The organism is Kitasatospora sp. NPDC088346 (genome assembly GCF_044740765.1).
Taxonomy (GTDB): Bacteria; Actinomycetota; Actinomycetes; order Streptomycetales; family Streptomycetaceae; genus Kitasatospora.
On record NZ_JBIURH010000008.1, the window covers coordinates 110133 to 134126 of the forward strand.

Annotated in this window: 29 protein-coding genes; 28 read left to right on the top strand and 1 reads right to left on the bottom strand. The window is 68.9% G+C overall.

All coding sequences use genetic code 11. The features are described 5' to 3' along the window. Window positions 1–264: 264 nt before the first annotated feature. From ACIOFR_RS13810 to ACIOFR_RS13945, 28 genes are all read left to right on the top strand, one after another. Complete coding sequence (locus ACIOFR_RS13810; RefSeq protein ID WP_400996086.1) at window positions 265–2757, top strand: phage tail tape measure protein; 2493 nt, start codon at window positions 265–267, stop codon at window positions 2755–2757. Window positions 2758–2788: 31 nt separating this feature from the next. Next, window positions 2789–3979 carry a phage distal tail protein gene (locus ACIOFR_RS13815; RefSeq protein WP_400996088.1) on the top strand — a complete coding sequence of 397 codons (1191 nt, stop codon included), beginning with the start codon at window positions 2789–2791 and terminating at the stop codon, window positions 3977–3979. A gap of 13 nt (window positions 3980–3992) precedes the next feature. Further along, on the top strand, window positions 3993–5096 hold the full coding sequence (locus tag ACIOFR_RS13820) for a hypothetical protein (protein WP_400996091.1): 1104 nt from the start codon (window positions 3993–3995) through the stop codon (window positions 5094–5096). A gap of 7 nt (window positions 5097–5103) precedes the next feature. Beyond that, window positions 5104–6210, top strand: a complete 1107-nt coding sequence (locus tag ACIOFR_RS13825) for a hypothetical protein (RefSeq protein WP_400996093.1) — start codon at window positions 5104–5106, stop codon at window positions 6208–6210. After that, window positions 6197–6697 carry a hypothetical protein gene (locus ACIOFR_RS13830; protein ID WP_400996095.1) on the top strand — a complete coding sequence of 167 codons (501 nt, stop codon included), beginning with the start codon at window positions 6197–6199 and terminating at the stop codon, window positions 6695–6697. The genes ACIOFR_RS13825 and ACIOFR_RS13830 overlap by 14 nt, the downstream gene beginning before the upstream one ends. A 9-nt stretch (window positions 6698–6706) precedes the next feature. Continuing rightward, the gene (locus ACIOFR_RS13835; protein ID WP_400996097.1) at window positions 6707–6985 is read left to right on the top strand and encodes a hypothetical protein; all 279 of its coding nucleotides are present in this window, start codon (window positions 6707–6709) and stop codon (window positions 6983–6985) included. Window positions 6986–7076: 91 nt separating this feature from the next. After that, on the top strand, window positions 7077–8069 hold the full coding sequence (locus tag ACIOFR_RS13840; RefSeq protein ID WP_400996100.1) for a LysM peptidoglycan-binding domain-containing protein: 993 nt from the start codon (window positions 7077–7079) through the stop codon (window positions 8067–8069). Between the two features lie 81 nt (window positions 8070–8150). Then, window positions 8151–8324 carry a hypothetical protein gene (locus ACIOFR_RS13845; RefSeq protein ID WP_400996102.1) on the top strand — a complete coding sequence of 58 codons (174 nt, stop codon included), beginning with the start codon at window positions 8151–8153 and terminating at the stop codon, window positions 8322–8324. A gap of 11 nt (window positions 8325–8335) precedes the next feature. After that, a complete protein-coding gene (locus ACIOFR_RS13850) occupies window positions 8336–8617 on the top strand; it encodes a hypothetical protein (RefSeq protein ID WP_400996104.1) in 282 nt (93 codons plus the stop codon). 47 nt (window positions 8618–8664) lie between these two features. Continuing rightward, complete coding sequence (locus tag ACIOFR_RS13855) at window positions 8665–9219, top strand: hypothetical protein (RefSeq protein ID WP_400996108.1); 555 nt, start codon at window positions 8665–8667, stop codon at window positions 9217–9219. Between the two features lie 201 nt (window positions 9220–9420). Continuing rightward, complete coding sequence (locus ACIOFR_RS13860; RefSeq protein ID WP_400996111.1) at window positions 9421–10920, top strand: hypothetical protein; 1500 nt, start codon at window positions 9421–9423, stop codon at window positions 10918–10920. Between the two features lie 71 nt (window positions 10921–10991). Further along, entirely contained in the window at window positions 10992–11210 is a 219-nt protein-coding gene (locus ACIOFR_RS13865) for a hypothetical protein (RefSeq protein WP_395295563.1), read from the top strand. Window positions 11211–11412: 202 nt separating this feature from the next. After that, window positions 11413–12204 carry a hypothetical protein gene (locus tag ACIOFR_RS13870; protein WP_043471116.1) on the top strand — a complete coding sequence of 264 codons (792 nt, stop codon included), beginning with the start codon at window positions 11413–11415 and terminating at the stop codon, window positions 12202–12204. A 146-nt stretch (window positions 12205–12350) separates the two neighbouring features. Then, window positions 12351–13067 (top strand): hypothetical protein, encoded by a 717-nt coding sequence (locus ACIOFR_RS13875; RefSeq protein ID WP_400996115.1) that lies wholly within the window; start codon window positions 12351–12353, stop codon window positions 13065–13067. A 101-nt stretch (window positions 13068–13168) separates the two neighbouring features. Then, window positions 13169–13435: a hypothetical protein gene (locus ACIOFR_RS13880; protein WP_043471110.1), complete on the top strand. Its 267-nt coding sequence runs from the start codon at window positions 13169–13171 to the stop codon at window positions 13433–13435. 4 nt (window positions 13436–13439) lie between these two features. Further along, on the top strand, window positions 13440–13634 hold the full coding sequence (locus ACIOFR_RS13885) for a hypothetical protein (RefSeq protein WP_400996117.1): 195 nt from the start codon (window positions 13440–13442) through the stop codon (window positions 13632–13634). Further along, window positions 13624–13755 carry a hypothetical protein gene (locus ACIOFR_RS13890; protein ID WP_255360243.1) on the top strand — a complete coding sequence of 44 codons (132 nt, stop codon included), beginning with the start codon at window positions 13624–13626 and terminating at the stop codon, window positions 13753–13755. The genes ACIOFR_RS13885 and ACIOFR_RS13890 overlap by 11 nt, the downstream gene beginning before the upstream one ends. A 2-nt stretch (window positions 13756–13757) precedes the next feature. Continuing rightward, window positions 13758–13901, top strand: a complete 144-nt coding sequence (locus ACIOFR_RS13895) for a hypothetical protein (RefSeq protein WP_400996121.1) — start codon at window positions 13758–13760, stop codon at window positions 13899–13901. Continuing rightward, window positions 13891–14295, top strand: coding sequence for a hypothetical protein (locus ACIOFR_RS13900; protein WP_400996123.1), 405 nt, complete (start codon window positions 13891–13893; stop codon window positions 14293–14295). Before ACIOFR_RS13895 ends, ACIOFR_RS13900 begins: the two co-directional genes overlap by 11 nt. A 13-nt stretch (window positions 14296–14308) precedes the next feature. Continuing rightward, window positions 14309–16789 (top strand): phage/plasmid primase, P4 family, encoded by a 2481-nt coding sequence (locus tag ACIOFR_RS13905; protein ID WP_400996125.1) that lies wholly within the window; start codon window positions 14309–14311, stop codon window positions 16787–16789. A gap of 14 nt (window positions 16790–16803) precedes the next feature. Further along, window positions 16804–18654, top strand: coding sequence for a DNA polymerase (locus ACIOFR_RS13910; RefSeq protein WP_400996127.1), 1851 nt, complete (start codon window positions 16804–16806; stop codon window positions 18652–18654). Further along, window positions 18651–18950 (top strand): HNH endonuclease, encoded by a 300-nt coding sequence (locus ACIOFR_RS13915; RefSeq protein WP_400996130.1) that lies wholly within the window; start codon window positions 18651–18653, stop codon window positions 18948–18950. The genes ACIOFR_RS13910 and ACIOFR_RS13915 overlap by 4 nt, the downstream gene beginning before the upstream one ends. 252 nt (window positions 18951–19202) lie before the next feature. Next, entirely contained in the window at window positions 19203–19661 is a 459-nt protein-coding gene (locus ACIOFR_RS13920; protein WP_400996133.1) for a hypothetical protein, read from the top strand. Between the two features lie 280 nt (window positions 19662–19941). Beyond that, entirely contained in the window at window positions 19942–20880 is a 939-nt protein-coding gene (locus ACIOFR_RS13925) for a sigma-70 family RNA polymerase sigma factor (RefSeq protein ID WP_400996135.1), read from the top strand. A 29-nt stretch (window positions 20881–20909) separates the two neighbouring features. Continuing rightward, window positions 20910–21041, top strand: coding sequence for a hypothetical protein (locus ACIOFR_RS13930; protein ID WP_400996138.1), 132 nt, complete (start codon window positions 20910–20912; stop codon window positions 21039–21041). 28 nt (window positions 21042–21069) lie between these two features. Then, window positions 21070–21420 (top strand): hypothetical protein, encoded by a 351-nt coding sequence (locus ACIOFR_RS13935; protein WP_400996140.1) that lies wholly within the window; start codon window positions 21070–21072, stop codon window positions 21418–21420. An 11-nt stretch (window positions 21421–21431) separates the two neighbouring features. Further along, a complete protein-coding gene (locus ACIOFR_RS13940) occupies window positions 21432–21902 on the top strand; it encodes a hypothetical protein (RefSeq protein ID WP_400996142.1) in 471 nt (156 codons plus the stop codon). A gap of 843 nt (window positions 21903–22745) precedes the next feature. Next, entirely contained in the window at window positions 22746–22976 is a 231-nt protein-coding gene (locus tag ACIOFR_RS13945; RefSeq protein WP_073924532.1) for a hypothetical protein, read from the top strand. A 62-nt stretch (window positions 22977–23038) separates the two neighbouring features. Here ACIOFR_RS13945 and ACIOFR_RS13950 read toward each other — a convergent pair whose 3' ends face one another. Beyond that, window positions 23039–23776, bottom strand: coding sequence for a GntR family transcriptional regulator (locus tag ACIOFR_RS13950; protein ID WP_073924531.1), 738 nt, complete (start codon window positions 23774–23776; stop codon window positions 23039–23041). Between the last annotated feature and the right edge of the window lie 218 nt (window positions 23777–23994).

A 23994-nucleotide genomic window follows, 5' to 3' on the forward strand; every position in this document is an offset into this window, starting at 1 on the left:
ATGCGGTCGACCAATTGGCTTATCGGCGCCCTTCTGGTGGCGCTCGGAGGGGCGAGGAAGAATCCCGTTCCCGAACCGTCTCCTGTTCCCCGCCCCGGGGTGGAGGCGAAGAAGCCGAACGAAAGTAGGGGATTCATGGCGCTGGCTGCCCGAATGGGCCAGCGTCCGCTAATTCGATAGGTGGTGCGCGTGCCCGGTCGGGGTAATGCAATTCGGGCCGGGTCCGCTTACGTTGATATCCGCGCGGGTGACACATCGCATTTGGTGAGCGGTGTCACCGATGCCGCGCGAGAGGCTGGAAACCGGGCCAGCAATGAGCTTGAGTCCACGATGGGCGAGGCTCCCGGAGGAAAGTCCGGTCAGGGGTTCGCCGCCGGTTTCGGCGGAAAGCTCAAGGCCGGAATAGCCGGGGCCGCCCTGGCAGCCGGCGCCCTGCTCGCACAGGGCATCGGGGACGCACTGGAACACGGCGCGATAAAGAGCCGACTCCAGGCCCAGCTAGGCACCACAAACGAGGCCGCGGCCTCGGCCGGAAAGCTCGCCGGAAAGCTCTACTCAAAGGGCGTCACCGAGGATTTCCAGACGGCCGCCGACACCATCAAGGCCGTCATGCAGTCCGGCATTGCACCGCCGGGCGCGACGAACGACCAGCTACAGGCCATCTCCACGAAGGTGGCCGATGTCGCTGGAGTCTTCGACCAGGACCTTGGCGGGGTCACGAACGCGGTTTCGCAGATGCTGCGGACCGGCCTGGCGCCGAATGCCGAGGCTGCCCTTGATGTTCTGACCAAGGGATTTCAGAACGGCACGAACAAAGCCGACGATCTCGTTGACACGTTCAACGAATACGGCGTCCAGTTCCAAAAGCTCGGCCTTGACGGACCGGCCGCCCTCGGCCTGATATCGCAGGCCGTACAGGCAGGCGCGCGGGATTCCGACGTAGCGGCGGACGCCCTCAAGGAATTCTCTATCCGGGCCATCGACGGAAGCAAGACGACCGCCGATGGATTCAAGGCGCTCGGCCTGGACGCCGAGGACATGGCCGCGAAGATCGGCCAGGGCGGAAAGACGGCCAGCGACGGCCTTTCCCTGACGCTCCAAAAGCTCAAGGAAATACCCGATCCGGTCGCCCGGTCGCAGGCCGCCGTAGCACTTTTCGGAACTCAGAGCGAAGACCTCGGCGCCGCGCTCTACGCGATGGACCCGAGCAATGCCGTTGCGGCACTCGGGGAAGTCGGCGGCGCCGCCGAGAAGATGGGCAACACCCTTCGGGACAATGCCCAAAGCAAGATCGAGGTTTTCAAGCGCAGCATTTCCGAGGGCGTCACGAACGCCGTCGGTGGCTACCTGATCCCGTGGGTTGAGCGTGGCGCCTCGGTTGTCGGGTCCGTTCTCGGCCCGGCCTTCACCAAGGGCCGGGAGGTCGCCACCGAGCTGTTCAGCGGCATCGGTTCCGGCTCCGGGATCGTCTCCGAGGTCGGCGGCAAGCTGTCGTCCCTGGCGGACACGGCCAAGGTCTACGTCCTGCCGGCTGTGCAGGGCCTCGGGGACGTGGTGGTCGGCAAGTTGCTACCCGCGTACCAGTCCGTCGCCTCGGCGGTGGGCTCGGGTTTTCTGCCGCTCTTCCGCACGGTCGGCAGCATTCTGACGGACACCGTGTTCCCCGCCGTGATGCGGGTGTACGGCGCCGTCTACGAGAACTTGACGCCGATCGTGTCGGCTGCCGCCGACGTGATCCGCCAGTACGTCGCCCCCGGCGTCCAGATGCTCGGCGAGAAGCTGACCGAGGTCTACGTCAAGGCGCAGCCCGTGATCTCGGTCGTTGTGACCGTCACGGAGGCCGTGGCCAAGTTCGCCGCCCGACTGCTCGGCGAGGTCATCCCGCCCGTCCTGCGGTTCGCCGGGGAAGTGCTCGGCAGCCTGTTCAACGCCCTTGGTACTGCCATCAGTTGGGTCGGCAACGTCATCGACTGGGTGGTCCGCTTCGGCCGTGGAATCGCCGATGCGGCGGGCGCTGTCGGCCGGTTCGCCGGCTCAGTGTCCGACCACTTCAACAGCTTCAAGTCGGCCGTCTCGAACGGCTGTTCCGAGGCAGTGTCCTACGTGACCGGCCTGCCCGGACGGTTCGTCAGCGGCCTGTCCAGCCTCGGCAGCTACCTGGCACGCGCCGGACGCGACGGCTTCAACGACATGAAGGGCGCCGTAACGGACGGCGCTGGCAAGGTTGTTGAGGAAGCCAAGGCCCTGCCCGGCAAGGTCGCTACGGGCATCGGCAACCTGGGAACGCTGCTGGTCGGCGAGGGCCGCCACGTGGTCGAGGGACTGTGGCAGGGCATCCAGAACGCCGGTGGCTGGATCAAGGACAAGGTGTCCGGGTTCGTCTCCAACGTGATCCCCGGACCCATTCGGGACGCCCTCGGCATCCATTCCCCGTCCCGCGTCACGGCCGAACTCGGCATGTGGGCAGGCCGGGGCCTGGCGGTCGGCCTTGAGGCCACCGCCCCCGAGATGCGCCGCACCGCCGAGGGATACGCCCTCGGCCTGGCCGACGCCCTCACTACCGGCCCCCGCGCCGTTCCGGCCCTGGCGGTCGGCACCGCCCCCGCCCTGGCGCGTGACGCCATCACCCCCACCGAGGGGGCCAGCGTCAGATCTAACGCTGCCGGGGCCGGGGTCACGGTCAACGTCCGCACCGACGCGGACCCCTACGAGATCGGCCGGGCCATCGCGTGGGACACCCGATACGGAGGGAGGTAACCGCTTGGCAGTGGCCGCCCCGGTCATCACCTTGACCGGAGTCACTGAGTCCACCGTCACCATCACCATCACGGCCCCCGTGGCGGGCGCGACCCGCTACGCGGCCCGGGTGGTCACCCTCTCGGGTGGCCCCGTGGCCCACGACAGCATCACAAGCCAGTTCACCGGCACCAAGGCGCTGACGCTCGGCAACGACTCGGCGGGCAACGCTGCGGACTACCCGCTGAATGCGGGCACCGCCTACCGGGTCGAGTGCAAGGCCGGGGACGCCACCACGTGGGGCCCGTGGTCCGCGCAGGTCGAGTTCACCACGACCGGCAACCCACCCCCGCCGCCGGTCCTACCCATGCCCGAGACCGGCGTCACGATGTCGTTCGCCGCCGAGTCCTGGACGGCCCACTACGGTGGCGTCCTGCTCGGCGGCCCCTCGGCCATCGTGCTGCAAGAGGTCACCGGCCTGCTGGACGCACCCGAGGTGCGCGCCGCCGACAAGGCCCTGTTGCAGCGCGACGGCCTGGCCACCGGAACGGACTACCTCGGCGGGCGCATCGTCCACCTGGCGTTCGTCGTCCTGGACGGCCCCAAGAACGTCGAGGACACCCTTGCAGCGTTCCAGCCCGGCGGCCCCCTACGGCCGTTCCGCTTCTCCTTCCCCGGGGTGGCCGGAGGCGCTGGCCGGCTGCTGGCCAAGGTCCGCAAGCGAGACGTTCGCCTGGACCAGTCGTACGCCTACGGGGCGGTCCGGGTGGCCGTCGAACTGTTCTGCCCGGACCCGCTGTTGTACGCGGACACCGAGGCCACAACCAAGGTGTTGCCGATCACTCCGCGCGGGTCCGTGAAGATCTTCCCTCTCAAGTTCCCGTTCGGGTTCATGAAGGCGGGCGCCGTCGGCATGGCGGCCCCGGTCCCCATCACCGTGGCGGGCAACACCACGACCTGGCCCACGTACACCATCACCGGCCCCGTGTCGTCCCCGAGCATCACCAACCGGTCCACGTCCGAGCGCATCACGGTGCAGATCGACGTACCGCCGCGCGAGGTGCTGACCATCGACACCCGCAGCCGCGCCGTCCTGCTCAACGGCGCGTCCCGCTACGGGAACCTCACCGCGGAATCGGTCTGGTTCCCACTCCGCCCCGGCGTCAACGACCTGGTCCTTGACGACCTGTTGGGCGACAAGTCCCGTACCGCAGTGGCGCGCTGGCGCTCTGCCTGGCTCTGAGAGAGGTACCCGCATGCCTGGCGGACTCCGCGCCCCGCTCTACCTCAACAAGGGGGAGTACAGCCCGTCCGACTTCCGGGCCCTGCTCACCGACGTACGCGGCACCACCGTGGGAGTAGTCCCCGGTACCACCGCCGACGGCCTCAAGGTATCGGCTGTGACCGGCAGTTCCGCACGCGTCGCGGTAGCCGGCGGCCGGGCCTGGATTCCCGCCACCTCGGCCGGAGTGCGCAACCCGCGTGAGAGCTTCTACGTCGAACTCCCCGCCCCCGGCGTCGCGTTCAACCTGGCCACCCCGAGCGCCAGCGCCGACCGCTGGGACCTGATCGTTGCCCGGGTGTCCACCGACACCGACGCAACCACCTTCGCCGAGGTGCCCCTTGCCACCTTCGTGCCCGGCGACCTGACGGCCGGATGGACGCTGGACGTTGTCAAGGGCACGGACGGCGGCGCCGTTCCCTCGGTCCCGTTCGACAGCTACCTGATCCTGGCCAAGATCAAGGTCCGCAAGGGCTCAACGTCCCTGTCGGCCGCCGACATCGAGGACGTGCGGTACACCACTGCCGGACAGAGCGACCCCACCGTCCTGGCCCCGATCCGCACGGCCGCCGGACAGGGCGTCGCGGCGGTCGCCACCAGCCAGGCCCGAGGCGGACTGATCTACTCCACCGATGAGGACCGCCTGTACGTCAAGGGCGCCACGGACGCACGGCCGGTGACCTACCGGCCCACCGTGTTCATGAGCTGTACCGGCAAGGGTGCAACCGGCTGGTGGGGCGCCGACGCCCCCGGCGGTGGCAACGGCCGCATGATCATGTTCGACGGCCCGGCCACCCCGTACGACCGGATCGGCATCCTGTCCTACCAGATGCGCTACTCGTGCCCGCCCGGCCGCGAAGGCTGGACCTCGGCGTGGACCCTGTCCAACGGCGTGTTCCAGTGGGAGAGCATGCGCAGCTACATGAACGCCGGTGGTGTCCACGCCGGTACCGCCCAGGTGCAGATCCCCAAGAACACCGCCCTGGCCGTCTACATCTACCTGTACTCACAGGGTGGTTCGCATCAGTTCGACGAGTGGCAGAGCAACGGCCAGATGACCGTGATCCCCGCCGAGTAGGAGGCTCTTGCACTACCGCGTCATCTTCGCCGAGTTTCTGTCCGGGCAGGTCTGGGGCGAACTGGCAGTCTCAGATCTCCAGTTCACGCGCACGCTCAACGCCCCGGGCGCCGCCAGCATCAAGGTCCCCCTCGCAGCCGGCCCGCTCGACTTTCAGGCCCTCCAGCCCTGGCGGGTCCTGGTCTACATCCAGCGCGGCGGCCAAGTCCTGTGGGGCGGGCCGCTGGTGTCGTACGGCGTCGACCTCGGTGCCGAAGAGGTCACCCTGTCGTGCCTCGGCCTATGGGCCTACTACCGCCGACGGGTCATCAACTACACGTCCACGCACACCCAGCGGGACCAAGCACTGATCGTGCGGACCCTGCTGCGGGACTTCGGGGACGGGACGGGCGCCTACCCGTGGAACACCGGCCCCAATGCCCTGACGCTGGACGACACGTTCACCACGGGCGTCCTGCGGGACCGGACGTACTGGCGCCACGAGTGGAAGAACCTCGGCCAGGCCGTCGAGGACATGGCCGCCGTGCGCGACGGGTTCGACTTCCGCATTGACCCCGCCTGGTCAGCCGGTCGGCTGATCAACCGGTTCGTCATGAGCTACCCGACCACGGGTGAGCCCACGTCCGTGGTCCTGGACCACGGCGCCACCTGCGATGTCACCGCGTTCACCGTGGACGGGTCCAACGTCGCCACCGAGGCCACCGCCACCGGGGCCGGGGACGCCGAGGCCCAGTTGGTGACGTGGTGGTACGACCTTGAGCACGAGACGGACGCCAGCCGGCGAATCCCGCGCCTGGCAACCGTCCAGTCCCGTACCGACGTGACCGACGCGGGCACCCTGGCCGGGTACGCCCAGCAGGCCATCAGCGAGGGCTCAACGCCCTTGGTGGTTCCGTCCGTTCGCCTCTACCCCGGGCAGTACCCGGGCGTCGGTGACCTGTCCGTGGGCCAGCTGGTCCAAGTCCGCGCAAGCGTCGCCGGGTGGCCCGCCGTGAACGGCACGTACAAGGTCACCGAGATCACGACCCGGGTCGACAGCAGCGGAGAGGACACCGCGCTGACGCTCGCTCCCAAGGGGGTGTTCGATCGTGTCGGCAGCTATGCACGGCCCTAACCTCGGCGCCGACCTGGCCGCCCTGCGGGCCCGCCTGGACCGGCTGGAACGCACCCCTGGCCGAGGCGCCCGGGATGAACACTGCCCGGTCAACTCGTACCCGTGGTGGCCCGGCGGGTCCACCTTCAACCGGGTACTTGAGTTCCCGATCGGTGGCGTCAACAACCCGGTCATCCGCTGTGAGTTCTACTACCAGCTCGGCGGTACGGGCGTGGTCGAGTTTCGCCTACGCGACTTCAGTTCCAACGCGACGACCACGGCCTACGCGGCAGGCATCGGCGGGAACCACCGCTTGCGCTGCGACTGGCTGTATCCGATGGGCGACGGGTTCGCCCGCCAGCCGACCACGTGGCGCCGTGTGGAGGTTCAAGCGCGGGTTGCCAGTGGCTCCCCGACCCTCTACGTCTGGCCCAGCATCACCGTCGGCACACAACTCTCCGTGGCCGCCAACGCCACCGCCGCCGGGTTCTACACCATCGACCCGTAAGGGGGCCCCGTGGCCGACGGCCATTCCTTCACCCTGACCATCGTTCTCCCGGACGCCGACGTACGCGCGATCACTGCCTATTTCACCGGCGTTGACTCCGGCGTGGCCGACGACTTGGCCGTGTCCCGCGCCGGAGCGGAAGCCCTGCGCGCCGCCGAGCAAGCCGTTACGGCACTGCTGCGGCGCGTCGCCGACTACCGGCCCCTGGCCGCCTCGGTGACCGTGCAGAACCCCACCACCGACCCCAACCCCGTGGTGCCGCTCACCGGACCGGCCGACCCTTCCTGACCCACCCCGCCGAGGGGCCAGTGTGAGATCTCACGCTGGCCCCTTTCGCATGCCCGAAAGGACCAGAACCCTGGCTACTGGCAACGACCTTGTGCGCGTCGCGTCCGCCGATATCGGCTACCGCGAGGGCCCGAACAACGATTCCAAGTACGGCCGCGCCTACGGCCTCAACTTCAATCCCTACTGCGACATGGCCGTGAGCCTGTGGGGCCAGGCCATCGGCGAGCGAAGCGCCGTCGGCTGGTTCGCCTACTGCCCCAGCCACGTGGCGTGGTTCAAGCAGCGCGGCCAGTGGCTCGGCCGCAACGCCTCGGTCGTCCCCGGGGACATCGTGTTCTTCTCGTGGGACGGCGGCCCCACCGCCGACCACGTGGGCGTGGTGCGTGCCGCGTCCACCGGTACCGCCGACGTGCTGACCGTCGAGGCCAACACGTCCAGCGGGCAGGTGGGTTCACAGTCCAACGGGGATGGCGTGTACGCGCGCACCCGCAGTCGGGCCTACATCCTCGGGTTCGGTCGTCCGGCCTACTCCGGCGGCGCCCCGTCGACCACCGGCCGTCACCGGATCACCAAGGGCCAGACCCTCGGCGGGATCGCCGCCGCCCTCGGCGTCTCGGTCGCCGTGCTGCTCGGCCTCAACCCGGACATCAAGGACCCCAACGTCGTCCGGGAAGGCCAGGAGATCAACGTTCCGGCCAAGCCGACCGCTCCGGGTGGTGGCAACTCGGCCTCGGGCGGGGGCACTTCCGCACCGGCCCCGGCGCCGAACCCGCAGCCGGCGCCCGGCCCGGCCCCCAAGCCGCCCAAGCCGAGCACGGGCCGCTACGTGCCCCCGGCCTACCCGAACGGCATCGCGCCGAACAAGGCCCGGCCCTCGGCCCGACAGCTACAGGCCGCCCTCAAGGCGACCGGCTACATGCCCAAGTCCGTTGCAGCGGCGGACAACTACGGCCCCAAGACACAGTCCGCGGTGGCCAAGTGGCTGGACGCACACCCGGCCTACAAGGAGCGCGGCAAGCGCTACGACCCGTCCATCGGACCCAAGGGCTGGGCCGCCCTGTTCCGCCAGGCGTACGGCAGTTAAGGACGTGACCCCCTGACCGACCAGCCCGACTCCCTCGGCGTCCACATCTCCCCGAGGGAGATCTACGACCAGATCGTCGGCATGCGCGAGGACGTACGCGGCCTCACGCAGACCAGCGAATCCGTCCGCGCCGAACTGGCCGACCACGAGGACCGCCTACGCCAGATCGAACGCTGGCGCTACGCGGTTCCGGCCACCGTCGTCATGGGCCTCGGCGCCGCCGTGGCCGAAGCAATCCGCATCGCATCCAAGTAGGGAGCACCACAATGAAGTTCACCGACACCATCAAGGCCAACCCGGTCATGGTCCGGTCCGTCATCGTGGCCGTCCTGTCCGCCCTCGGCGCGTTCGTGCCCGAGCTGGCCGGCGTCGAGGGCAACGAAACCGTCATCGGCCTGGCCGTCGCCGCCGTGGCCCTGGTCCTTGGCCGAGGCGCCCACAACCGGGTGACCCCCGTCCACGTGGCCGACGCCCGCGAGGAGGCCGCCCTTGTCGCCGGTATGGCGGCGCGCCGGGATGCCCTCGGTGACCCCGAGTCCGCGCCCTAACCACCCCCCATTACCTCCCGTGGAACACGACCACGGGAGGTAGCGGCATGCGCGGAATCGGTATCATCGGCAGGGCCCGGACCGGTAAGGACACCATCGGCGAACGGCTGGTGAGCAAGCACGGGTTCGCCAGGGTGGCGTTCGCCGACCCACTCAAGGCGGCCGTCCTCAAGGCCAACCCTCTGTACTCCCTGGACGGCAAGTACGGCCGGGCCCGCATCGCCGACCTGGTGGACGAGATCGGGTGGGAGCGCGCCAAGTCCAGCCCCGAAGTGCGGCGCACCTTGCAGGCGTTCGGCCAGAGCATCCGGGACATCGACTCGGGATTCTGGATTCGCGCCGCCATGCGCCAGGCCCGCAGCGTCGGGAAGTCCGGGCGGCGACCCGTGGTCATCACGGACGTGCGGTACAGGAACGAGGCGACCGCCCTTCACGCGGCCGGGTTCGTCCTGGTCCACGTCGACCGGCCCGGCGTCACCCGCCTGTCCCACGAATCCGAGGGCGCCCTTGGCCCCCAGGACGCGCAGGTGGCCATCGTCAACGACGGCACCGTTGCCGAGCTGCACGCCAAGACCGACGACATCGCCAGCCGCATGCCTTGAACCCCGCCCCCGTGGCGCACCCCGACCGGGTGTGCTGCGGGGGCTTTTTCGCGTTCCGGCCCAGCGTTAGATCTCACGCTGCCACCATGGCGACACCGGTCCGCACAGATGACCGAGCAGAGTTATTTGACTAACACTGCTCTGATGGTCCAAGATCAGAGCACGCCGCCGGACGGACCGGGGCAACGAAAGGGAGGGACCATGTCCACCAAGGGCGCCGACAAGGCAACTGTCCGCACTGCCAAGGATGCTGGCCACCAGGTCGGGACCGTGGGCAAGGGCGCGACGCCGCACGCGATCATCTTCAACAGCGAGCGTTCCGAGATCGAGACGCTGTGCAACGGCAAGGCAGCGTCCCCGCTGCGGGCGGCCAAGCTCGGTGACGCGCTGTGCGTTAACTGCGGCAAGAAGCTGGCCGCCCTCGCTGCGGAGGCCACCGCCGAGCAGGCCCCGGCCGAGGCGCCCGCCGAGGCGGCGCAGCCCGAGGCCAAGCCGAAGCGTCGCCGGGCCGCCAAGAAGGCCGAGGCCGCCCCCGTGGTCACCGAGCAGACCCCGGCCGAGTCCGAGGGCCTGTTCCCGGCCGAGGACGCCGCCGTGGCCGAGCAGCCGGCCGAGGACGCCCCGGCCGAGCGCATCACCCCCAACGCCCTGCGGAACGCCTGGTACGGCTACGAGAACCCGGGGGTGGCCATCACCCGCGCCGACATCACTGAGATGCTGGCCGACGTGATGGACCTTGAGTACGACGCCGACGGCGACCCGGCCGAGCATGTGTGGGACCAGCTGGCCGAGCTGGTCAACACCGCCGGTGAAGCGGGCGCGGACAAGTCCGGCACGCCGATGGACTCGGACAACCTTCCGGTCGAGCGCACCGCCGAGAACATCCCGACTGTGATCCTGGCCAGCGTCTCGGACCCCGACCCGAGCAGCACCGAGACCCCCCTTGAGGGCAAGGTGACGGCCCACGTCGAGAGCTACCGCAGCATTCAGGCCGTGGTCGACCTGGTGGCCGACGGCGCGGCCCTGGCCAAGAAGGTGGTCAGTGCGTCCAAGAAGGCCGAGGCCGGACCGAAGCAGCTCGCCATCATGCAGCACAAGATCAAGCTCGAAATCGCGCGGGACGGCGACGGCTGGCCGGACCTGCTGGTCCAGCAGCAGCGCACCCGGGACGCGCTGGCCGACATGTGGACCGAGGCCGGTCTCAAGGTCGTCAAGCCCGCCGCCGGTGAGGAGATGGACCCGGCGTCCAAGGCCGCTCACAAGGTGCGGGGCGCGACCCGCGCGCACGGCAACGACGTGCGGGTCCTGTACCTGCGTGGCGTGATGGACGACGAGGAGCAGCGCGCGAAGTTCCCCGGCGCCGAGACGACGGAAGCCCTGTTCAAGGGGTACGGCATCGTGGACGAGACGACCGCCGAGAAGCGGGAGCGCCAGGCCGCCGAGAAGGCGGGCAGGGCACAGGCCCCGGCCGAGGACACCAGCGACGCCGAGGGCGCCGAGGACGGGGGAGAGCAGTCCACCCCCGCCGAGAAGCCCCAGGACGGCGCGGCGATGCTCGCCAGCATCCGGGCGGCCCTCGCCTCGGTCGACCTGACCACGGCGACCGAGGGCACGGACCCGCTGGTGGAGCTGTGGGCGATTCGTGACCGGGTAGCCGAGCTGATCGGCCAGGTCGCCCCGCCCGAGGGCGACGCCGAGTAGTCCGGACACCAACAGGCCCCCATCTACCATGACGGTAGGTGGGGGCCTGTTGATTTACGAGAGGACCCCTGGTGACCGAGCGGCGCCGCGTGATGCTGGACCTGACGCGGGATGACCTGACCGGCGCACTGCACTGCGTTCGCCTCGGCGCCGAGCAGTGGGACGACTTGGCCCACGATCCGGCCGTCCCGGAGTACCGCCGAGAGCTGGCCGAGGTGATGGCCGACAGTGCCCGTGAGCTGGCCGAGAGGCTGCGCCGAGCGTGGGCCGAGGGGTTCCCGGTCCCGTAGGCCCCGTACGGCCGTTCTAGCCCCCGTCGCGCCCCTTCCTGGGCGGGCGGGGGCTTTCACGTGCCCGAGCTGCTGGCCGCCACCGTTCCGCGGGCGATCACGTGAACACACTCCGTGATCTGGCTCCCCGCGCCGGCTGGCCCTTGACCGGCCCCCATCCATCCCCGTGCAAGGCACAACAGCGCCAACCACGGGAGAGTTCTTGGCCACCATCTCGACCATCATGCGCGGGGGTTCCCGCCTGTACGTGAACCCCGAAACGCGCGTCAAGGTCCCGGGCGTCACGTCGATTCTCTCGATGCTGCCGCAGGACTTCCTGCGCTACTGGGAAGCCAAGATGGTGGCCGAGGCCGCCGTCAACAACATCGGTTCCCTGGTGGGCCTGGTCCTCAACGACCAGGCCGGGGCCGTCGACTACCTCAAGGGCGCCGCCCGCCGGTACACCCGCCAGCGCGCGGACATCGGCTCGGCCGCTCACGACGTGTTCGAGCGGCTGGCCAGGGGTGAGGACGTGCGCCGCGTCGGCCCGGACATCGAGCCGTACCGCCGTCACTTCTCCGAGTTCCTGGACCGGGTGCAGCCCGAGTTCCTGCGGCTGGAAGACATCGCGTGGAGCGACCAGCACGCCTACGCCGGATCGTTCGACGCCATCGCCAAGGTGGACGGCGAACTGTGCGTCCTGGACTGGAAGACCAGCAAGGCGACGTACCCGACCGTCGCGTTGCAGCTCACCGCCTACGCCAGGGCGGACAAGATCGTGGACGCCGAGGGCACCGAGCACCCCATGCCCGAGATCAACGCCGGGGCCGTCCTGCACGTCACCCCCGAGGCGTGGGCCCTCAAGCCCGTGGAGATCTCGGACCGGGTATTCGACCACTTCCTTGCCCTGCGCCAGACGTTCAACTGGGACCGCGAGATCAGCAAGGAAGTGCTCGGCAAGCCCGTGGCGTCCGGCGGCGCCCTGGTGACCGGCACCGAGCGACGCGCCAAGTAGCCCGCCCCGCAGCGCCTTTACCGGCCCCCATCCATCCCAGTGAGCCGGGGGAGCGGCGCGGCAGAGGGCCAGCCGGCCCCGTGGACACGCGCCGCCCCTCGGTGACCAACTCCGCACCCCCAAGCACCACTTAGGAGCACCACCGCTTGTCGACCCTGGCCATTTTCGACACCGACCCCGACGCCCGACCCAAGCCGAAGTACACCAGCGACATCGTGGGCAAGTTCCGGTCCGGCATGCTCAACAGCCTCAACCGGCCGGTGTCGCTGCCCAACTGGCGCGTCACGACCGGCGACCCGGACGTTGCCGACGCCGTGGCGTCCGCCCTCGGCGGCGAGTCCGAGACGTGGGACACCTCCGGTGAGGACATCTACCAGGTACTCACCGAGTCCGCCTCGGTGGACATCATCGTGGAGAACGGCGACGCCATCGACAGCCGCCTGATCCTGTGGGGCCGCTCCGGTCCCATCCACGAGTGCAACGGCGCCGTGTTCCTCGGCCCCGAGGAGGACCAGGGCCAGCCGTGCGGCTGCCCGCCGCTGCTCGCCGACCGCAAGGCATGGGCCAAGACCGGCCGAGGCCCGGCCCCGTCCATCTCGCTGACCTTCCGCCTGGCCAGTGACGTGGACCTCGGCAAGTTCAAGTTCACGTCCAGCTCTTGGGAGCTGGCCAAGGTCGCCCACGAGTACGCCGAGGCCCTGGACAAGGTCGGCGGCCCGGCCGTCGTCCGCCTCACCCTGGAACTGGTCGAGTTCACCACCGCCGCCGGTCAGGACGTGAAGTTCCGCAAGCCCGTCCTCAAGGTCATCAAGCCGTACGACGGCGACACCAAGAACCCGGACCTGTCCCGCGTCGGGTTCTAACGCGCCACCAGTGTGAGATCTCACGCTGCCCAAGGGGGCGGGTCACCACGGCCCGCCCCCTTTCCCATGTCCGCACCCCATGCGCCCGACGGAGAGAGCACTTGGCCAAGAGTCCAGCCACCGACATAGCCGGAGTCCCGATCACCCCCGGCGCCGTGATCGTCTACGCCGCCCGCCTCAACAACCGGGTCCGCCTGGCCGAGGGCGTCGTCACCCGCGTGTCCAGCGCCCTGGTCGGCGGTCGCGTCGTGCCGTTCCTGCGAGTGCGCCCGACCGGCAACGAGAGTGGGTTCGTCAAGCGCCGGTGCATGCGCGAAGTGAACATCACGACCGAGCACGTAGCCGTCACTGTCCCCCCGGGCCGGTGACCGCGTGATCTTTCGAGTCACCCCCGAACAGTGCCCGCCCCTCGGCCTGATCCGCACGGCCGGAGTGGGCGACAACATCGTGATCTACGACGACGCGCGCAGCCGAGCCGACTTCTCCCGCGTCCTGGACGCTGCTATGGTCGGCACCACCCGGGGCGCCCTGCTGCTGGTCGAGGGGGTCATCCCCGATGGACCGTGAAACGTTCGGCACCGTACTGCGGTGCCTGCTCGGCGCCGAGGCCGCCCTACTCGCCCTGCTGCTCGCCCTCGGCATCCACGCCCTGGTGGACCGGTGGCGGAACCGAAAGGGGCGTCCGTGACCATGAGTTGGCCCGACTTGGCCGCCAACCTGCTGGCCCTGCTCGCCCTGGCCGGCTGCGCCATGGTGGCACTCGGCGTGCTCTGCCTGCTGCTGGCCGAGGGCCTGGCGGCCGTCCGTGACACCTGGCGGTCGCGTGGCCAATGAGTCCAAGCGCAAGGGCACCGCGTGGGAAACGTCGGTCCGCGACTTCATCAACGAAGCAACTGGCAAGTACCTGCCGCTAGTTGAGGGCGAGCCGCGCCAGTTCGCCGATTCCGCGGACCCCCACAACTGCAAGCGCCAGACACAGCAAGGCCGGTACGACGTAGGCGACTTGCACGCCTGGCCCGTCGTGATCGAGTGCAAGGCGGAGAAGCGCATCACCTTGCCCGAGTACGTCCGCCAGGCCAACGCCGAGGCCGTGAACGCGGGCATGCCGTTCGGCGTCGCCGTGGTCAAGGCGCCGCGCAAGAACGTCAAGGACGGATACGTCGTCACCGACCTGGCCACCTTCGTTCGCATCCTCCGCGCCCTGCGGGAGGCCCCACCCAACCCCTAGGAGAGACACCCCCATGGACATGGACAGCCTGGTCACCCGCCTCGGCGGGGGCGACTTCGAGACCGTGCCGGACGGCGTGGTCGTGCGCTGCCCGGCCCACGACGACAGCCGCCCGTCCCTGCTGCTGGTCCACCACGAGGGCGGCAAGGTCGGCGTCCACTGCCGCGCCGGCTGCCCAACTCCGGCCGTGGTGAACGCCGCTGGGCTGTCCATGTCCGACCTGTTCAACGTCACGGCGGGAACCGTGGTCGACTCCGCTCCGGCCGAGCGCCCCGACCTGGTGTCCGGTGCACCGGTCGCCGCGCTGGCCCACTACGTGGACGCCGCCTCGGCCCGCCTGTTCGACTACTCCGCCGAGTGGGCCGCCGCCGCGCGCGCCTACCTGGCCGACCGGTTCGGGGTGGGGGACGAGCTGGCCGCCGAACTGGAACTCGGCGTGGACGACGCCTCGGACGCCATCCCCGCGTTCGCCTACCTGCCCGCCGCGTACACCCGCTACCCGCGCCTGGTCGTCCCCCTGCGCAACTTCCACGGCCTGCCCAAGGGCCTGCAAGGCCGGGACCTGACAGGCCGCTGCCCCAAGCGCTGGCTCTCCCTGGCCAACCCCGCAGGGATGCGCTGGACGGCCTACGGCGCCCTTCCCGCGCCCTCGGGCGTGGTGATCATCACCGAGGGCCCCGGGGACGGCCTCACCGCCCGTGCGGCCGGGTACGGGGCCGTCGTCATCCGGGGCGCGTCCCTGGCCGCCAGTCCCGAGCTGGCCGCCGAGCTGGCCGAGGGCCTGGCCGGTCGGCGGGTCCTGGTGTCGTCCGACCGGGACGCCGCCGGGTACCGCTTCGCCGCCGCCATTGCCCTGGCCCTGCGCCCGTACGGATTCGACGTTCACCACCTGGTCCCGCCCGCCACAGGCATGGACCTGACCGACTGGCGCGGCGTCGCCGCCGACCAGTTCGTCCAGCAGCTCGGCGCCGCCGTCGACTCGGCCCTACCGGTGTCGACCGGAGAGGGACACGCCGAGCTGGACGCCCACCTTGGCACCGCCATGCCCTCGGCGGACGACGCCGCACACGCCCTGTCCGTCCTGGAACGGACCATGGAACGCTACGGCGCCAGCGACGTTCTCAACGCCCACGCATTGGTGGCGTGGTCGGACGGCCGAATCCGCTACGCCCCCGGCCTCGGATTCCACGTCTGGAACGGGCGCGTGTGGGAGCGCGACGACGTGAAAGTCCGCCAGCTCATCCATTCCATGGGCGCCGCGCTGACCGTGGCCGCAGCAAAGCGCCGCGAGGACCGAAAGGCGACCGGCCAGGAACCCGAAAAGGACTGCCCGATAGCCCGTGCCGCGAAAGGCTTCACCATGAGCCGGCGGATCGAAGATCTCATTCGGGAACTCCGGTCCGTCCCCTCGGTCTACGTCGACGCCGGGGAATTCGACAACCGGCCCGAACTGCTGACCTTCCGGAACGGCGTCGTGAACCTGCGAACCGGCGTCCTGCGACAGCACCGGAAAACCGACCTGCTGACCGTCTGCCTGCCCTACGAATACCGCCCGGAAGCGGAATGCAAGCGCTGGCTCCGATTCCTCTCCGAGATCTTCCCGACCTATCCGGAACTCACGGACTACATTCGCCGCCTGGTCGGATACGGGATCACCGGCTCCGTTGACGAGCAGTGTTTCGCCGTGCTTTACGGAAAGGGCGCGAACGGCAAATCCGTTTTCACCGACACGCTGTCCGGCATCTTTTCCGGGATCTCCAAGACGACGCCTTTCGCAACGTTCGAGGAGCGGGCCGGAGGGGGCGGCATCCCCAACGACATCGCCGCCCTGAAGGGATCACGCCTGGTCCTGGCCTCGGAAGGTGAGGCCGGCCGCCCGCTGAGCGAGGCGACCATCAAGCGCGTGACCGGAAAGGACATGGTCGCAGCGCGATTCCTTCGACAGGAATTCTTCGAATACAAGCCGACGTTCCTGATCTTGCTTGCGACCAACCATAAGCCGCAGGTAAAGGGCCAGGACGACGGCCTTTGGCGCCGCGTGAAAATGATTCCTTTCGCCCGCTTCTTCGCGCCGCACGAGCGTGATTACAAGCTGTCCTCAGACCTGCTCGCCGAGGCCGAGGGAATCATTTCCTGGGCAGTCCGCGGGGCCGTCGAATGGTACGCCAACGGATTGCAGGACCCGCCCGTCGTGCAGGACTCCACCCGGAACTACCGGGAAACATCGGATGCCCTGTTCGGGTTCTACCCGGGAACTCTCGTGCCCGCCACGGAAAACGACCACATTCGGGGCAGCGACGCATTCAGCGCTTATCTCCAGTGGTGTGAAGCTGAAAACCTCCAACACCGCGAGCGCTGGACCCGGCGTGCTTTCTACACCGCCATGGAAGAACGCGGCGTGCCCCGTAAGCGACTCAGTTTCGGAATGGCACTGGTCGGCGTGAAACTCGCCGAATCCACGCCAGCCGGCCCCGGCATCTTCGGGGGCGAATAGCAAGGAGAACCACATTGCGGGTCCACCCGTACCGGATCGCCGGTCAGCCGGTAGAAATCCGTGTTGTCGAGACGGCGGAGGACCTGGCGCAGTTCGATGCCTGGTGCACGGCCAAGGCCGAGTCCGGGGCCGTCGTCGGGTTCGACACAGAGACCTCGGGCCTGGACGTGTTCTCGCCCGGCTACCGCTTGAGGCTCTGTCAGTTCGGTGACCTCACCACGGCGTGGGTCCTGCCGGTCGAGTACGGCGGCCCGTTCGCCGCAGCCGCCCGCAAGTGGCTGCTCCGCCTGCCGCAACTCACCATCCATAACGCTGCGTTCGACTGGCTGGTCTGTGACGCGCACCTCGGGGTGAGCCTTGAGGATCTGTACCCGCGCACCGTGGACACCAAGATCCTGGCCACGCTGGTGGACCCCCGCCAGCCCCAAGAAGGTGGCATCGGGACCGGCCTCAAGCCCTTGTCCGCGCACTGGATCGACCCGGGCGCCCCGGACACCCAAGGGGACCTCACCGCCACGTTCCGGGCCCTCAAGCTCACCAAGGCGAACGGATGGGGCCGCATCCCACTGACGCATCCAACGTACGAGCTGTACGCGGGACTTGACGTCATCCTCGGGTCCTGGCTGCTGGAGGTGATGCGCCGGGTGCACCAGGACCTGGGCATCCGGCCCAAGCTGGTGGAGTACGAGCACCGCCTTGCGTTCATCTGCGCCGTGATGCAGCGCCGCGGAATGGTCCTGGACGTGGAGTACGTCCGCCACCTTGACGAACAACTCCTGGTCGAGGCCGAGCAGTTCGCCCTACAGGCCGCCCGGTTCGGCGTCGACAACATCAACGCCCCCACGCAGGTGGCGGACGCCCTGGTGGCCATGGGCGAGAAGCTGACCGACCGCACCGCCGGGGGACAGCTCCGCGTCGACAAGGGCGTCCTCCTGGCCCTGGCCGACCGGGACCTGTCGTGGGACCGGCTGCACCTGCGCAAGCCCAACGCCCTGGCCGAGGCCGTCGTCAGGGCCAAGAGGGCGTCCAAGTGGAGGACGGCCTACGCCTCAACCTTCCTGGAAACGATGGACGTTCGAGGAAGGGTGCACCCGGACATCCGGCACCAGCAGGCCAGGACAGGACGTATGTCCATCTCTCGGCCGGCGCTCCAAACGCTCCCGTCCGGGGACTGGACGATCCGCCGCGCGCTGCTCGCCGACCCCGGCGAAGTGGTCGTTGCCGTGGACTTCACCGCCGTGGAAATGCGCGTCCTGGCCGCCCTCGCGGACATCAAGGCCATGAAGCTGGCCATCAGCACCGGCCAGGATCTCCACGACTACACCGCCCAGTTGGTCTACGGCCCCGGGTTCACCCAGGATCACCGCAGGCTCGCCAAGGGCGTGGGCCTGGCCACCATCTACGGCGGTGGCGCCGAGACGATCGCCCGCCAGACCGGCGCCCCGCTGGACGAAATCCAGTACGCCCGCAAGACGTACGGGCGCGTCTACCCCGAGATCAAGCGCATGTCCAACGCCTGGCAGCGCGAAGCGTTCGCCAACAACATGGTGTTGGTGACCCCGGTTGGACGCAGGGTTCCACTGGACCGGGATAGAAGCTATGCCGCCGTGAACTACATGTGCCAAAGCACGGCGCGGGATCTCTTGGGCCAAGCGCTGATCAACATTCAGGACGCGGGCGCACTGGACCTGTTGCGCTTGCCGATCCACGATGAGGTGGTCCTGTCCGCTCCCAAGGCCGAGGCCGAGGAAGTACGCCGTACTGTCGAGAAGGCCATGACCATGGACCTGTTCGGGGTGCGCATCGACGCCAAGGGCAAGGTCGGCGGCCGGAGTTGGGGAACGCTGTATGGCGCGGCGGCGTGACCGAGCCCGAGGACTACCGCACCCTGGCCCGGCGCCGCACCCGGGTTCCCCCGACCGTGACCCCCGAGGCCCTGGCCCGATGGTGGGACGACCTCGGCGCGTACGCCTGTGTCGCCTGCTGGGGACCGCCCGAGCACGCGGACCACATCCAACCCCTGGCCCGAGGGGGTGAGCACAGCGTCTACAACCTGCTGCCGCTGTGCTCCCCCTGCAACTTGTCCAAGTCGGACCGTGACCCGTGGGAGTGGCTGCGGGCGGACGTGCTCGGCGTTCGCTGCGGGCACTGTCAGATCTAACGCTGCTCGGACCGACCCTCGGACTTGATCGTCCACAGGATGGGCCCCGGACCGAGGCTGTCACCAGCGGGTTTTAGGATCTCTTAAGGTGCCATCGGATCGTCACTCGGCGTAGTTGTCGGTGGTTGGTCGGGTCTAAATAACGCTTGTTCAGATCTGAACCACGTGTTTACGTTCTCTCTCGAACGAACGAACGAATTTGGGGGGTGACTCTCTGTGTCCGAGCTTGGCCGCGTCATGCCTTGGGGCCGTATGGCTGTGCGCGCTACCCGCGCCACGCTGCTGCGGCGCCTCGGCGCGTTCTTCCTTGACGCCGCCACTCGCGTTCTGGAGACCGTCCGGCGTGACGCTGGCCGGGCCCGCATCGGCCGGGACGTGATGTTCGCTGCCGTCCGGGTGTACCTGCGGTTCACACTGTCCAACTACCCCATGGCGGCCCGCGTCCTGGTGGCCGAGGCCATCGTCAGCGCTGCCCGCTCGGGGGAGGTACACGCCGCCGCCGAGCTGGTCCGGGTTCGCCGGCTGACCGGCGCTCTGGCCTTCCTTCACGTCCTGGCCGTCCTGCCCTTCCGTGTCGCCGCCCGCACCGTGGCCGTGGCCCGCGCGACCGCCCGCCTGCTGCGGGCCTGTGTGGCGATCCTCGCCCACGCGCTGAGCCAGCGCGGTTCCCTGCCCTCCGGTCGGTCGACGGCGGGCACAACGGCGTTCTAGCGCCTCTCCTGGCCCCCGTTCGTCCGGCGATCCCGGACGGGCGGGGGCTTTCGCATATCTAGGCACCGGTCGGCGCAGCCGTAGCGCGCGCCGCGCCGCTATCTGGCCTGCCCAAATTCCTTAACTTCCCTTTCGCGCGGGGGACTTAGCTCGGCGCGTGCACGGCCCCCGACTGCCGTTCTGCACCCCAAGCCCTGGCATGTCCATGCCCTTTCGGGGCCCTTTACCGGCCCCCATCAACCCCCGCGACTCAGCCACCGCACCACGGAGCCAAGCCGCGATGACGCACGCCCTGACCTGCCCGAACATCCCCGCCGACGCCGACGACCTGGCCGCCACCGTGGCCGCCGCACAGGCTGGCGACCCCCGCGCCGTCGAGGCCGTCCTTGCCCGCCTTGAGGGCGCCGTCATCGCCCTGGCCCACCAGCGTGCCGAGCGCACCGCCAACGGGATGGCACACCGCGACGACATGGCGCAGGAAGGACGGATGGCCATCCTGGGGGCCCTCAAGGACTACTCTCCGCAGCCGGCCGCCACCTTCACCACGTACGCCATGACCCGCATCAAGAACGCCATCTCTCAGGCCGCCTGGCAGGAGACGACGCCCGGCGTCGACCAGCGCGACGCCCGGACCTACCTCGCTGCCCTGCGGGAGGCCGACGGCGACCACGACGCCGCCGAGGCCCTTGTCAGGACGCTGCCGGACACCAAGCACCGCCTCTCGCGGGAGTCCGCCCGCGCGGCCCGCCTGGCGTTCGCCCCGCCGGTCGCACTCGACACCATGACCCACGACGACGCCGAGGCCGCGCAGCGAGAGTTCAAGTTCCGGGGCGACCGGGTGAAGTCGCCGCAGGACCGATGGGCCGAGCGCCAGGGCAAGGCTGACGCCTCCCTCGGCCTGGTCCGCGACGACGTAGCCCACGACCAGCACACCCGCACCGCCCTGGTGAACCGGGTGCTACTGCCCAAGCTGTCGCCCACCCAGCGCCAGGTGATCGACCACACGTATGGCACCTCGGGCGCCGCGTGGCTGGTCAAGGTGTCCGCCATCGGCATGCGCGGGGCGGACGTGACCCCCGACCTTGAGGCGATAGCGGGGGAGATCGGCACCACCACGGCCGCCGTGAAGGCCCACAAGTCGGCTGGCCTGGCCAAACTCCGGCGCAGCTACGGGGACTTCGAGGACGCCCTTGCCACCGCGGAATCCATCGCCGCCTAAACCGCCCCTCCGCACACGGGAGTTGAACCGTGCCCCGCTACATGACCCCCGAGGACGCCGCCCTAGCCGGCGCGAGCGTGCTCGACCTGGCCGAGGACCCGACCGGCCCGACATGGGCCGCCGACCTACTCGACCCCACCGATGACGACGACCAGCGCTAGATCTAACACTGCACCAGGAGAGAACCGCATGTCCGTCAAGCTCAACACCCGCACCGTCACCACCATGAACGCCAAGTCGGGCCGCATCACCCTGGTTGCCCCGGAGGGGGACATCGGCGGCGTACTGCTGGCCGCCGCCGCGAACACCCGCCTTGAGCCGGAGCACATGCAGGCACTCGCCGCGTGGCTGACCGCCGAGGCGAACCGGATCACCTCCGAGGCGATGCGCAAGCGCCTTGAGGCCGAGGAGGACGCGAAGGCCGAGGCCGAGCGCAAGCGTGCCGAGACCGAGCGCCAGCGCACGGAGGCGGCCCGGCGTGCGCGTGCCGACATCATCCGCAGTCTTGAGGGCCGGACCGGTACGTCCTGGCGCTTCTGAGAGGAACGGCCGTGAACCTGCCCGAACGCACCGAGTACCGATTCGAGGACCACCACGTCGACGGGGACGCCCTGGTCCTCAAGGTCGACAAGGACGGGGACGTACTGATCACCACGCACGAGGGCGGGGAAGCGGTCGGCGGGTTCTACCTGCGGCCCGAGGACGTGGACACCCTGGCCGTGGCCGTCCGCCGCCTCGGTCGGACCGGCGCCGCCCACCGGGCAGCAGCCACCGCCCTGCCTGGCCCCACCGATATACCCCCACCTGTCGACCCCCGTACACCGGAAATGGTCGAGGCCGAAGAATGGGCGGACAAAGCGGCCCGCCGCGCGACCTTCGCCGAGTCCATGATGCCCGCCCCGGGCACCGAGGACCGAGAGCGCGCCTTTATCCGCGCAACCGAAATGCTCGGCCCGTCCACCTCGGCAGAAAGCCGAATGGAAATGGCCCGATACCTACTCGGACAAAGCCGCTGGACCTAGTGCCCGGCACAGCCGGCCCCCGTCTCTCCGCGTGAGGGTCGGGGGCCGTTTCGTCGTTCCAGAGTGAGATCTCACACTGCCCGAGAGGTGACCATGAGAACTGCCAAGCCTGCCGCAAGTCTTGCAATCGGGGACGTGGTCGGCACCACGGCGCGGCCCGTCGTGCTGGCCGTCCAATTCGAGCGCCGAGATGACAAACGGGTGGTCCTGCTCCGATTCGACAGCACCCCAGGATGGCACCCGTACGCCCCTGACCAGGTGTTCTATGTGTGGGAGCGCGCCCATTTCTGAGCCTGTCGGGACCATCCGCGACGCCGCCTGAATGATCGGTTTCAAGTTCGAACCACCTGCATGTTAGCTTTCGGTCGTCGCGTCACTGAGGCAAGGGGGACACCCGTGGTTGCGCTGACGACCGAAGAAGTTTCGGTTCTCCTTACGGCGTACGCAGAAACGCCGGACATTCTGGAGATAGGGCCGGATTACCCGGTCATGCTCTCACTCGTATGCAAAAGGCTGGCGATAATCGACACCGAACCGGACCAAAATGGAATGCGGACCACCCGACTACTCCTGAGTCCCCGCGGCCGTGCCGAAGCTATTCGCCGAAGCGGTAATGCGAATGTGAAAGGTAGGGCAATGAATGCGTAAAGTGTTACCAATTCAAAATGAGCCCTCGGCCTAACCGGTCGGGGGCTCATTTTTCGTTTGGGGCCTAGTCCGACTGCCACCCGGCCGTTGCTGGCGTGCTAGCACGCTGTTACGTTTGCGGCCATGACTCAGCGAAAGCGGCGGGGGGCCGACGGGGTAGCGCCCGGCCGGAGAGACTTCGAGAGGGCACGGGCGATGATCGCCAGCCTCTCCCTACGGGAACTGTGTACCGAGTGGCTGGACGGGCAGATAGCGCCGTCCGCGACCCTTGAGGACTGGCTAGTCGAGGACATGGCACGACGCTGCGGCCAGGCCGCCGTGAGCGACTGGCAGGCCGCCATGCAGGCGGCCGGGAAGCCCATCGACCCGTTCCCGTTCCTGGAGCCGGCCGAGGGCCAGGCCGAGGACGAGTCCGAGCCCGAGTAGCGGCCCTGACGACAGAACCCCCGACCAGACCGGCCGGGGGTTCTCTTGCGCGTCCTGCTGTCTCAGCTGAGTGCCTGCGGGTTGTACTCGTACCCGATCGTGAAGCGGGTGGGGATGCACCACTCGCCGTACTCAATGATCCCGTCGTTGTCGGACCAGCGATGGACCCCGGCCAGGATGGGGGCACCGATCTGAATGCCCAGCGCGCTCGCTTCCCGGGCGTTCGCCGCCCTGCCGTGCATGTCATCACGGGCATGGTTGATGGTCCGGTTGGTGGCGTCGAGGATCTTCGCCAGAAGCCCCGCGTTCTTCCCGGGCGCAGTGCTCAGCAGCTCGGGGACCAAGGCGGCGAACTCTGCCGGGTAGTACACCCCCTGAAACATGAGCCGCTGCCGACCCTTGCCCACCACGAAGTCCCGGCGGACCAACTGGTCCCCGGGGTCGAGGTTAAACAAGTCCTGGACGTACAGCGGGGGTTGGCAAAGCTCGGCCCGCGTGACCACGCTCGTCTCACCCATCATCAGGCTCGTACGGATGCGGTGGACCTGGAGTAGACGGTCACGGCCGGACGCCGCGACCGCCGGTTCGTCGGCGACGAACGTGCCGCGCTGGCTCGTTCGGATGTAGCCCTCAACCTGGAGTGACTGGAGCGCTCGGCTGACCGTGGCGCTGGCCACGTTCCAGCGCTGGCAGAGCTCCCGTTGACTGGGCAGCTTGGTGCCGGGTTCCAGCTCGCCGGACAGTATGGCCGTCCGGTAGTGGTCGGCGATGCGGGTGAACGGGTGGCTGGTGCCTGGCATAGGGGTGCCCCCTGGGGTGTGACGGAGAGTCAGTGCGCTAGGTCACCGACAACCATACTCCCGTGCTGTAGCACACCGGTAGCTTTGCGCTACCACATTTCCCCGGTGTGCTAGGAGATGACCAGCGATGTCCGGCGCGAGCAGGAGAAAGACCAGAAGGACGTATGCGGACCCCGAGCAGGTTCGCCCCGCCAAGGAGCCGTACGCGCTCCCCGATG